The organism is Streptomyces sp. NPDC050085 (assembly GCF_044460595.1).
Lineage (GTDB): Bacteria > Actinomycetota > Actinomycetes > Streptomycetales > Streptomycetaceae > Streptomyces.
In genome coordinates this window covers 1-9,660 of the sequence record NZ_JBITJZ010000034.1, presented here as the reverse complement: position 1 = coordinate 9,660, position 9,660 = coordinate 1, and the positions used below count along the sequence as shown (strand labels likewise).

Genomic DNA, 9,660 nt, shown 5'->3' with positions numbered 1-9,660 from the left:
CCAGAGCACGCACCAGACGCCGCGCGGCCGCCCTGCGGGCGTGGGGGTCCCCCCGGCCGAAGGCTGGGGGAGGGAGTTTGAAGACACGCCCTAGAACCCGACGGGCCGGTGGGTGGGCAGCCACTTCTGGGCGTACGCCACCGCGTCGGCGACCGGGAACAAGCGGGACTGCGCGGCGCCGACCCGGCCGTGCACGACGGGGACGTCCCGCTCGAAGGCCGCGCCGAGCTCGTCGAAGCGGTCCGAGTCGATCGCCACCTCGCTGACGTGCTCCCAGCCCGCGGGGCCCGGCCGCCCGGCGTCCTGCGTGCGGTGCGGGATGCGGTACTCGGCCAGATGGAAGCTCGTGCACGAGTCGTAGCCGACCCCGAGCAGCAGGACCCGGGCGCCCAGTTCCTCCAGACGGGCCAACGGGCTGCGCTCGCCGAGGCTGCAGTCGGGCGCGTGCCCCTCGGTCACCGCCGCCGCGCGCGGGCCGAGCGCCGCGAACGACGTCTGCGGGTGGGCGCTGCGCAGGGCGCCCGGCCAGGTGCGCAGCGTCTCGGGGACCACGCCGACGCCGCGGGTGCGCGCGGTGGCCGGGTCGTACGCGGGCATGGTCGCCCGCACCGTCTCCCACCACTCCTTCGGCACCGGCGGGTCGCTCCACAGGGCCGGGTCGGAGAGGTCGCCGGACTGGGCGGGCACGGTCAGCGTGCCGTCGGGGCCGAGCGCGTCGAGGAGGGCCTGGACGACGGCGACAGCGCCTCCGTTGACCCAGCCGAGGCTGCTGAGCGAGGAGTGCACGAGCAGGGTCTCGCCGGGCTGGACGCCGAGCGTGCGCAGGTCCTGCGCCAGGGAGGCGCGGGTGACGAGCGGGCCGGTCGGCAGGGGACGGGAGGTGGGCGCCATGGGGGGAGTGTCCCCGCGGGGGGCGCCCGGGCGCCATGGAGTTTTCTGGCCCGGGCACCGGGATTCTGATCGATCAAAGATCGTTTCCGCAGGTCACGCCGCGTGTCTACTTAGGTGAACCTAAGTGATGCACGGCACCGCGGGGCGATCACCAGGCCGCTTGTCAGGGTCTGAGGAATTACGCAACAATGGCGTTGTGAAAAACGTCGGCGAGGCTCAGGAGGCACCCACGGGGGCCCCTCAGGAAGAGCTCGCGACCGGTGAGCGATCGACGCGCAACCGGGTCGCGCGCTCGATCCTGGACCACGGCCCGTCCACCGTGGCCGACCTCGCGGGCCGCCTCGGCCTCACCCAGGCCGCCGTCCGCCGCCACCTCGACGCACTCGTCGCGGACGACGTCGTGGAGCCGCGCGAGCAGCGGGTCTACGGAGCGCGGACGCGCGGCCGCCCCGCCAAGGTGTTCGCGCTGACCGACTGCGGCCGCGACGCCTTCGACCAGTCCTACGACAAGCTCGCTGCCGACGCGCTCCGCTGGATCCAGGAGCACGCGGGAGGCGACGAGGCGGTCGCCTCCTTCGCCCGCGCCCGGATCGCCGCGCAGGCGACGCCCTACAAGGCCGCGATCGAGGCGGCCGCGCCCGAGGACCGGGCACAGGCGCTGGCGAAGGCCCTGAGCGCGGACGGGTACGCTGCCACTGCGCGTAGCGCGCCCCTCCCGCAAAGAGGCGAGCAGCTCTGCCAGCACCACTGTCCAGTCGCGCACGTCGCGGAGCAGTTCCCACAGCTCTGCGAGGCCGAGACGGAGATGTTCTCCCAGATCCTCGGCACTCACGTACAGCGGCTGGCCACGATCGCCCATGGTGACGGCGTCTGCACGACGTTCATCCCCAAAACCACTGAAAACGCATCTGCAAGCACCGCCGGGAGGAACCCCGCATGACTCTCCCCATCGAGGAGACTGCCCACCCCGAGCTCGAAGGTCTGGGCAAGTACGAATACGGCTGGGCTGACTCCGACGCGGCCGGTGCCTCTGCCAAGCGCGGCATCAACGAGGACGTCGTCAAGGACATCTCCGCCAAGAAGTCCGAGCCGGAGTGGATGACCAAGCTCCGTCTCAAGGGCCTCAAGCTCTTCGGCAAGAAGCCCATGCCGAACTGGGGCTCGGACCTGTCGGGCATCGACTTCGACAACATCAAGTACTTCGTGCGCTCCACGGAGAAGCAGGCGGAGTCCTGGGAGGACCTGCCCGAGGACATCAAGAACACGTACGACAAGCTCGGCATCCCGGAGGCGGAGAAGCAGCGCCTCGTCGCGGGCGTCGCGGCCCAGTACGAGTCCGAGGTCGTCTACCACCAGATCCGTGAGGACCTGGAGGAGCAGGGCGTCATCTTCCTCGACACCGACACCGCTCTGAAGGAGCACCCGGAGCTCTTCAAGGAGTACTTCGGCACCGTCATCCCGGCCGGCGACAACAAGTTCGCCGCGCTGAACACGGCCGTGTGGTCCGGCGGTTCCTTCATCTACGTGCCGAAGGGCGTGCACGTCGAGATCCCGCTCCAGGCCTACTTCCGCATCAACACGGAGAACATGGGCCAGTTCGAGCGGACGCTGATCATCGTCGACGAGGACGCGTACGTGCACTACGTAGAGGGCTGCACCGCGCCCATCTACAAGAGCGACTCCCTGCACAGCGCCGTCGTCGAGATCATCGTCAAGAAGGGCGCCCGCTGCCGCTACACGACCATCCAGAACTGGTCGAACAACGTCTACAACCTGGTCACCAAGCGCGCCGTGGCGTACGAGGGCGCGACCATGGAGTGGATCGACGGCAACATCGGCTCCAAGGTCACCATGAAGTACCCGGCCGTCTACCTGATGGGCGAGCACGCCAAGGGCGAGACGCTGTCCATCGCCTTCGCGGGCGAGGGCCAGCACCAGGACGCCGGTTCCAAGATGGTCCACATGGCGCCGAACACGTCCTCCAACATCGTGTCGAAGTCCGTGGCCCGCGGCGGTGGCCGTACGTCGTACCGCGGTCTCGTCGAGATCGGCGAGGGCGCCCACGGCTCGAAGTCGAACGTGCTGTGCGACGCGCTGCTCGTCGACACCATCTCCCGCTCCGACACGTACCCGTACGTGGACGTCCGCGAGGACGACGTGTCCATGGGTCACGAGGCGACCGTCTCCAAGGTCTCCGAGGACCAGCTCTTCTACCTGATGAGCCGCGGACTGAGCGAGTTCGAGGCCATGGCGATGATCGTGCGCGGCTTCGTCGAGCCGATCGCCAAGGAGCTGCCCATGGAGTACGCGCTCGAGCTCAACCGGCTGATCGAGCTGCAGATGGAGGGGTCGGTCGGCTGACGCAGCCGACTGACGTACCCATCAAGCCACTTACGTAAGAAAGCGAGCACTACGACAGCCATGGCTGAGGCTCAGAACATCCCTGCGGGGTCCACGACCGCGGGCGCCGTCGCGGTCGCCGCCGAGTCGACCGTCGCCACGCGCATGAGCGCGCCGCCCTCCTTCGACGTGCAGGACTTCCCGGTCCCGCACGGCCGTGAGGAGGAGTGGCGGTTCACGCCGCTGGACCGGCTGCGCGGCCTGCACGACGGCACCGCCGTCGCCACCGGCTCCGCCGTCAAGGTCGACGTGGAGGCGCCCGCCGGTGTCACCGTCGAGACCGTCGGCCGGGACGACGCCCGCATCGGCAGGGCCGGCAAGCCCGTCGACCGCGTCGCCGCCCAGGCGTACTCGGCGTTCGAGAAGGCCGGCGTGATCACCGTCCCCAAGGAGACGGTCCTCACCGAGCCGATCCGCATCGCCGTGCACGGCGAGGGCGGCACCGCCTTCGCCCACCAGGTCATCGAGCTGGGTGCCTTCGCCGAGGCCGTCGTCGTCATCGACCACACCGGTGACGCGGTGCTCGCCGCCAACGTCGACTACCTGCTCGGCGACGGCGCGAAGCTGACCGTCGTCTCCGTCCAGGACTGGGACGACAAGGCCGTCCACGTGGCGCAGCACAACGCGCTCGTCGGCCGCGACGCCTCCTTCAAGTCCGTCGTCGTCACCTTCGGCGGTGACGTCGTCCGTCTGCACCCGCGCGTCCAGTACGCGGCCACGGGCGGCGAGGCCGAGCTGCTCGGCCTGTACTTCACGGACGCCGGTCAGCACCAGGAGCACCGCCTCCTCGTCGACCACAACAAGCCGCACTGCAAGTCCAACGTCGTCTACAAGGGCGCCCTCCAGGGCGAGCAGGCGCACGCCGTGTGGATCGGCGACGTCCTCATCGAGGCCGCCGCCGAGGGCACGGACACGTACGAGCTGAACCGCAACCTCGTCCTCACCGACGGTGCGCGCGTCGACTCGGTCCCCAACCTGGAGATCGAGACCGGCGAGATCGTCGGCGCCGGTCACGCCTCCGCGACCGGCCGCTTCGACGACGAGCAGCTCTTCTACCTGATGGCCCGCGGCATCCCCGCCGACGAGGCGCGCCGCCTCGTCGTGCGCGGCTTCTTCGCCGAGCTGGTCCAGCAGATCGGTGTCCCGGACATCGAGGAGCGCCTCCTCGCGAAGATCGCGGCCGAGCTGGAGGCCACGGTCTGATGACGTTCGTACGCGCCTGTGGCCTCAGCGAGCTGGAGAAGGACACCCCGAAGCGGGTGGAACTCGACGGCACGCCGGTCTCGGTCGTCCACACCGAGGGCGAGGTGTACGCGATCTACGACATCTGCTCGCACGCGAACGTCTCCCTCTCCGAGGGCGAGGTGGAGGACTGCCAGATCGAGTGCTGGCTGCACGGCTCCAGCTTCGACCTCCGCACCGGCAAGCCGTCCGGCCTTCCCGCGACGCGCCCCGTCCCCGTATACCCCGTAAAGATCGAAGGGGACGACGTGCTCGTCTCCCTCACCCAGGAGTCCTGAGGCACCCATGGCAACGCTTGAAATCCGAGACCTGCACGTCACCGTCGAGGCCGACAACGCCACGAAGGAGATCCTCAAGGGCGTCGACCTCACCGTGAAGCAGGGCGAGACGCACGCCATCATGGGCCCGAACGGCTCCGGCAAGTCGACCCTCGCCTACTCCATCGCGGGTCACCCCAAGTACACGATCACGCAGGGCACCGTGACCCTCGACGGCGAGGACGTCCTCGAGATGTCCGTCGACGAGCGCGCCCGCGCCGGCATGTTCCTGGCCATGCAGTACCCGGTCGAGGTCCCCGGCGTCTCCGTCTCCAACTTCCTGCGCTCGTCGGCCACCGCGATCCGCGGCGAGGCCCCCAAGCTGCGTACCTGGGTGAAGGAGGTCAAGGGTGCGATGGAGACGCTCCAGATGGACCCGGCCTTCGCCGAGCGCAACGTGAACGAGGGCTTCTCCGGCGGTGAGAAGAAGCGCCACGAGATCCTGCAGATGGAGCTCCTCAAGCCGAAGATCGCGATCCTCGACGAGACCGACTCCGGCCTCGACGTCGACGCCCTCCGCCAGGTCTCCGACGGCGTCAACCGCGTCCGCGAGACCGGCGAGGTCGGCACCCTGCTGATCACGCACTACACGCGCATCCTGCGCTACATCAAGCCGGACTTCGTGCACGTCTTCTCGGCGGGCAAGATCGTCGAGTCCGGCGGCCCCGAGCTGGCCGACAAGCTCGAGGCCGAGGGCTACGAGAAGTACACGAAGGGTGGCGCATCCGCGTGACACAGCTGCCGGGCCTCCTCGACACCGAGGCGATCCGCAAGGACTTCCCGATCCTCGACCGGGTGCTCCACGACGGCAAGAAGCTCGTGTACCTGGACAACGCGGCGACCTCGCAGACGCCGCGCCAGGTCCTCGACGTGCTCAGTGAGTACTACGAGCAGCACAACGCCAACGTCCACCGCGGCGTGCACGTGCTGGCCGAGGAGGCCACGGCGCTGTACGAGGGCGCGCGGGACAAGGTCGCCGCGTTCATCAACGCGCCGAGCCGCAACGAGGTGATCTTCACGAAGAACGCCTCGGAGTCGCTCAACCTCGTTGCCAACATGCTCGGTTGGGCCGACGAGCCGTACAAGGTCGATCACGAGACCGAGATCGTCATCACGGAGATGGAGCACCACTCCAACATCGTTCCGTGGCAGCTGCTGTCGCAGCGCACCGGCGCGAAGCTGAAGTGGTTCGGGCTGACCGACGACGGCCGCCTCGACCTCTCCAACATCGACGAGGTCATCACCGAGAAGACGAAGATCGTCTCCTTCGTGCTCGTGTCGAACATCCTCGGCACGCACAACCCCGTCGAGGCCATCGTGCGCCGCGCCCAGGAGGTGGGCGCGCTCGTGCTCATCGACGCCTCCCAGGCCGCCCCGCACATGCCGCTCGACGTACAGGCGCTGCAGGCCGACTTCGTGGCCTTCACCGGTCACAAGATGTGCGGCCCGACCGGCATCGGCGTGCTGTGGGGCCGGCAGGAGCTGCTCGAGGACCTGCCGCCGTTCCTGGGTGGCGGCGAGATGATCGAGACGGTCTCGATGCACTCCTCCACCTACGCTCCGGCGCCGCACAAGTTCGAGGCGGGTACGCCGCCGATCTCGCAGGCCATCGGCCTCGGGGCGGCGATCGACTACCTGAACTCGATCGGCATGGAGAACATCCACCGCCACGAGCAGGCGCTCACCGAGTACGCGGTGAAGAAGCTCCAGGAGGTCCCCGACCTCAAGATCATCGGCCCGTCCACGGCCGAGGACCGGGGCGCCGCGATCTCCTTCACGCTCGGGGACATCCACCCCCACGACGTGGGCCAGGTCCTCGACGAGCAGGGCATCGCGGTGCGGGTGGGCCACCACTGCGCGCGGCCGGTCTGCCTGCGCTACGGAATTCCTGCGACCACGCGAGCGTCGTTCTATCTGTACTCCACGCCCGGCGAGATCGACGCACTCGTCGAGGGCCTGGAGCACGTACGGAACTTCTTCGGGTAGCCGGGTAGGACGGGACGCTGATGAAGCTGGATTCGATGTACCAGGAAGTCATCCTGGACCACTACAAGCACCCCCACGGGCGGGGCTTGCGGGACGGCGACGCCGAGGTGCACCACGTCAACCCGACGTGCGGTGACGAGATCACGCTGCGCGTGAAGTATGCCTTCGGCGACGGCACAGCGAAGATCGAGGACGTGAGCTACGAGGGCCAGGGCTGTTCCATCAGCCAGGCCTCCGCCTCCGTCCTGAACGATCTGCTGGTCGGTAAGGAGCTGGCCGACGCGCAGAAGATCCAGGAGACCTTCCTGGAGCTGATGCAGTCCAAGGGCCAGATCGAGCCGGACGACGCGATGGAGGACCTCCTGGAGGACGCCGTCGCGTTCGCCGGGGTCTCCAAGTACCCGGCCCGAGTCAAGTGCGCCCTCCTGAGCTGGATGGCGTGGAAGGACGCGACGGCACAGGCCTTCGCGGAGGAGGCGAAGAGCGCATGAGCGACAGCACGGCAGTGGAGATGAAGCCGGCCTCCGAGGAGGAGGTCCGCGAGGCGCTGTACGACGTCGTCGACCCCGAGCTGGGCATCGACGTCGTGAACCTGGGCCTGATCTACGGCATCCACATCGACGACGCGAACATCGCGACGATCGACATGACGCTGACGTCCGCGGCGTGCCCGCTGACCGACGTCATCGAGGACCAGGCCAAGTCCGCCACCGACGGCATCGTCAACGAGCTGCGGATCAACTGGGTCTGGATGCCGCCGTGGGGCCCGGACAAGATCACGGACGAGGGGCGCGAGCAGCTTCGGGCGCTGGGCTTCAACGTCTGAGACGCTCCAGTACGTCTGAGACGCTCCAGTACGTCTGAGACGCTCCAGTACGTCTGAGACAGCGGTTCATCGAAGGGTCCCGGTCGCTACGGCCGGGGCCCTTTGCTGTCGGCGGCCCAGTTGTTCCCGTGCCGTACGAGTGATCGACACCGGGGGTTGGGGCGCGGAGCGGAGTCTTCCGTCGGCATCACGTCGATGAAAGGACCACAGTGCCGCACTCCTCCCGGATCGCGCGCCGCGCGGCCGTCGCCGCCGCAGGCGGGCTGCTCACCGTCGCCGTCGTCAACTTCCCGGCCGGCGCGGCCAGTACGCCGACCATCAAGCTGTCCGACGCCTACCTGAGCGGGGCCGTCGGCGCGAGCGGCGACCCGGCCGTCAGCGTCACCGTCGCCCAGAGCGGCACCGACGCCTCCGCGCTCACCGTGGCCGCGTCGGCCAGCAGCAAGACGTCCGTCGCGCAGGCCGCCGACGTCACGGTCAGCGGCACCGGAGCCACCCGCACCGTCTCGGTCGCCGCGCGCGGCCAGGGGTACACCGACCTGACGCTGAAGGTCACCGGCAGCGGCGGCGCCACCGCGACCACCACGCTGCACTACGCGGCGTCCGCGGCCGTGCAGCACGCCGCCGACAGCCGGTACCTCACCGGGTCGAGCGACGCCTCCGCCGCGGTCGACGTGGGCGGCGGCTACGTCGTCGTCGCGGACGACGAGTCCAACGTCCTTCGCCTGTACGACGGTTCGGCCTCCGGCGCGCCCGTGAAGACCTGGGACATGTCCTCGAAGGTCGGCGCCGACAAGGAGATCGACATCGAGGGCGCCGCCCGCGTCGGCAACCTCATCTACTGGACCGGCTCGCTCGGCAACAACAAGGACGGCGAGTACAAGGCGGACCGCAACACCGTCTTCACCACCACCGTCAGCGGCTCGGGCGCCGCCACCGAGCTGACGTACGCGCACGCCTACAAGCAGCTGCGCGACAAGCTCGTTGCCTGGGACCAGGGCAACGGCGACCGGTACGGGTTCGCCGACGGCACCAAGGACGGGCAGGTCCCGAAGGCGATCGACGGGTTCAACGTGGAGGGGCTCGAGTTCGCGCCGGGCTCCACGACCACCGCGTACGTCGGCTTCCGCGCGCCGCTCGTGCCCCCGCAGAACGGCGGCAAGGCACTGATCGTGCCCGTCACCAACATGGACAAGGTCGTCGCGAGCGGCTCGTCGCCCGTCTTCGGGACGCCGATCGAGCTGGACCTGGGCGGGCTCGCCGTCCGGGACATCCGCAAGAACGACCAGAACCAGTACCTGATCGTGGCCGGCAGCTGGGCCGCCGACGACAACTCCGACCCGTACGCGCTCTACCAGTGGGACGGCGTCGCAGGACACGCCCCGGTCAAGCGGCTCGACCTGCCCACCAGCGACCCGGGCGGCTGGGAGGCGGTCGTCTCCGTGCCCGACCTCGGCACGTCCGGCGCCCGGGTCCGGCTCATCACCGACGACGGCTCCGCCGATCTGTACGGCGACGGCACCGAGGCCAAGGACCTCACCCACGACGAGTGGAAGAAGTCGCGGGCGACCTGGTTCACGCTCTCGTAGCCGCAGCGGTCGCGTGCTCGGACTCGTACGGGATTCCCAGGCCGCTGCCAGGGCGCGCTCAGCACCGGGCCCGAGCCTGGCAGGGTGAGTGTCTGTGATCCCGTACGGCCCGTGTTCGCCGTGGGGTGTCCCCGGTCGGGGACGACCCTGCTGCAGCTGATGCTGCAAGCCCATCCGCGGATCGCGCTGCCGCCCGGGACCCGGTTCGTGCTGCCCGCCTGCCGGCAGCGGCTCGGCCTCGGCGATCTGCGGGAGCGGGCGAACCGGTCCCTAGGGCGTGTCTTCAAACTCCCTCCCCCAGCTAACGCTGGGAAGTGCCCCCAGCCTCACGACGCCTGGCACGCGCCCCCAAGCTCTCGAACAACCTCGAGCAGGGAGGTGCCCCCTTCGCCGCACCGGGCGTAAGGCC

11 protein-coding genes are annotated in these 9,660 nt (G+C 69.2%); 10 read left to right on the top strand and 1 reads right to left on the bottom strand.

Features of this window, described 5'->3' with window-relative positions:
- Positions 1-90 precede the first annotated feature (90 nt).
- A complete protein-coding gene (locus ACIBUY_RS42620) occupies positions 91-891 on the bottom strand; it encodes an AAC(3) family N-acetyltransferase (RefSeq protein ID WP_365569887.1) in 801 nt (266 codons plus the stop codon).
- 196 nt (positions 892-1,087) lie between these two features.
- Here ACIBUY_RS42620 and ACIBUY_RS42615 point away from each other — a divergent pair, with 196 nt between their 5' ends.
- From ACIBUY_RS42615 to ACIBUY_RS42570, 10 genes are all read left to right on the top strand, one after another.
- On the top strand, positions 1,088-1,831 hold the full coding sequence (locus tag ACIBUY_RS42615; protein ID WP_399155551.1) for a helix-turn-helix transcriptional regulator: 744 nt from the start codon (positions 1,088-1,090) through the stop codon (positions 1,829-1,831).
- A complete protein-coding gene (gene sufB / locus ACIBUY_RS42610) occupies positions 1,828-3,252 on the top strand; it encodes a Fe-S cluster assembly protein SufB (protein ID WP_365569893.1) in 1,425 nt (474 codons plus the stop codon). Before ACIBUY_RS42615 ends, sufB begins: the two co-directional genes overlap by 4 nt.
- Positions 3,253-3,312: 60 nt before the next feature.
- Positions 3,313-4,494 (top strand): Fe-S cluster assembly protein SufD, encoded by a 1,182-nt coding sequence (gene sufD / locus ACIBUY_RS42605; RefSeq protein ID WP_365569896.1) that lies wholly within the window; start codon positions 3,313-3,315, stop codon positions 4,492-4,494.
- Positions 4,494-4,811, top strand: coding sequence for a bifunctional 3-phenylpropionate/cinnamic acid dioxygenase ferredoxin subunit (locus tag ACIBUY_RS42600; RefSeq protein WP_365569899.1), 318 nt, complete (start codon positions 4,494-4,496; stop codon positions 4,809-4,811). The genes sufD and ACIBUY_RS42600 overlap by 1 nt, the downstream gene beginning before the upstream one ends.
- A gap of 7 nt (positions 4,812-4,818) precedes the next feature.
- The gene (gene sufC, locus ACIBUY_RS42595) at positions 4,819-5,583 is read left to right on the top strand and encodes a Fe-S cluster assembly ATPase SufC (protein WP_365569902.1); all 765 of its coding nucleotides are present in this window, start codon (positions 4,819-4,821) and stop codon (positions 5,581-5,583) included.
- On the top strand, positions 5,580-6,836 hold the full coding sequence (locus tag ACIBUY_RS42590; protein WP_365569905.1) for a cysteine desulfurase: 1,257 nt from the start codon (positions 5,580-5,582) through the stop codon (positions 6,834-6,836). The genes sufC and ACIBUY_RS42590 overlap by 4 nt, the downstream gene beginning before the upstream one ends.
- 20 nt (positions 6,837-6,856) lie before the next feature.
- A complete protein-coding gene (sufU, locus tag ACIBUY_RS42585; RefSeq protein ID WP_365569908.1) occupies positions 6,857-7,327 on the top strand; it encodes a Fe-S cluster assembly sulfur transfer protein SufU in 471 nt (156 codons plus the stop codon).
- Entirely contained in the window at positions 7,324-7,662 is a 339-nt protein-coding gene (locus ACIBUY_RS42580; RefSeq protein ID WP_324775488.1) for a metal-sulfur cluster assembly factor, read from the top strand. The genes sufU and ACIBUY_RS42580 overlap by 4 nt, the downstream gene beginning before the upstream one ends.
- A 209-nt stretch (positions 7,663-7,871) precedes the next feature.
- On the top strand, positions 7,872-9,251 hold the full coding sequence (locus ACIBUY_RS42575; protein ID WP_399155550.1) for a hypothetical protein: 1,380 nt from the start codon (positions 7,872-7,874) through the stop codon (positions 9,249-9,251).
- 84 nt (positions 9,252-9,335) lie between these two features.
- Positions 9,336-9,656, top strand: coding sequence for a sulfotransferase (locus ACIBUY_RS42570; RefSeq protein ID WP_399155549.1), 321 nt, complete (start codon positions 9,336-9,338; stop codon positions 9,654-9,656).
- The last annotated feature ends 4 nt before the right edge of the window (positions 9,657-9,660 follow it).

Excerpts from the sequence above, each read along its gene's own strand:
- sufC (WP_365569902.1), top strand. The coding sequence starts at position 4,819 with ATGGCAACGCTTGAAATCCGAGACCTGCACGTCACCGTCGAGGCCGAC.
- sufD (WP_365569896.1), top strand. The coding sequence starts at position 3,313 with ATGGCTGAGGCTCAGAACATCCCTGCGGGGTCCACGACCGCGGGCGCC.
- ACIBUY_RS42620 (WP_365569887.1), bottom strand. The coding sequence starts at position 891 with ATGGCGCCCACCTCCCGTCCCCTGCCGACCGGCCCGCTCGTCACCCGC.
- ACIBUY_RS42580 (WP_324775488.1), top strand. The coding sequence starts at position 7,324 with ATGAGCGACAGCACGGCAGTGGAGATGAAGCCGGCCTCCGAGGAGGAG.
- sufB (WP_365569893.1), top strand. The coding sequence starts at position 1,828 with ATGACTCTCCCCATCGAGGAGACTGCCCACCCCGAGCTCGAAGGTCTG.
- ACIBUY_RS42600 (WP_365569899.1), top strand. The coding sequence starts at position 4,494 with ATGACGTTCGTACGCGCCTGTGGCCTCAGCGAGCTGGAGAAGGACACC.
- sufU (WP_365569908.1), top strand. The coding sequence starts at position 6,857 with ATGAAGCTGGATTCGATGTACCAGGAAGTCATCCTGGACCACTACAAG.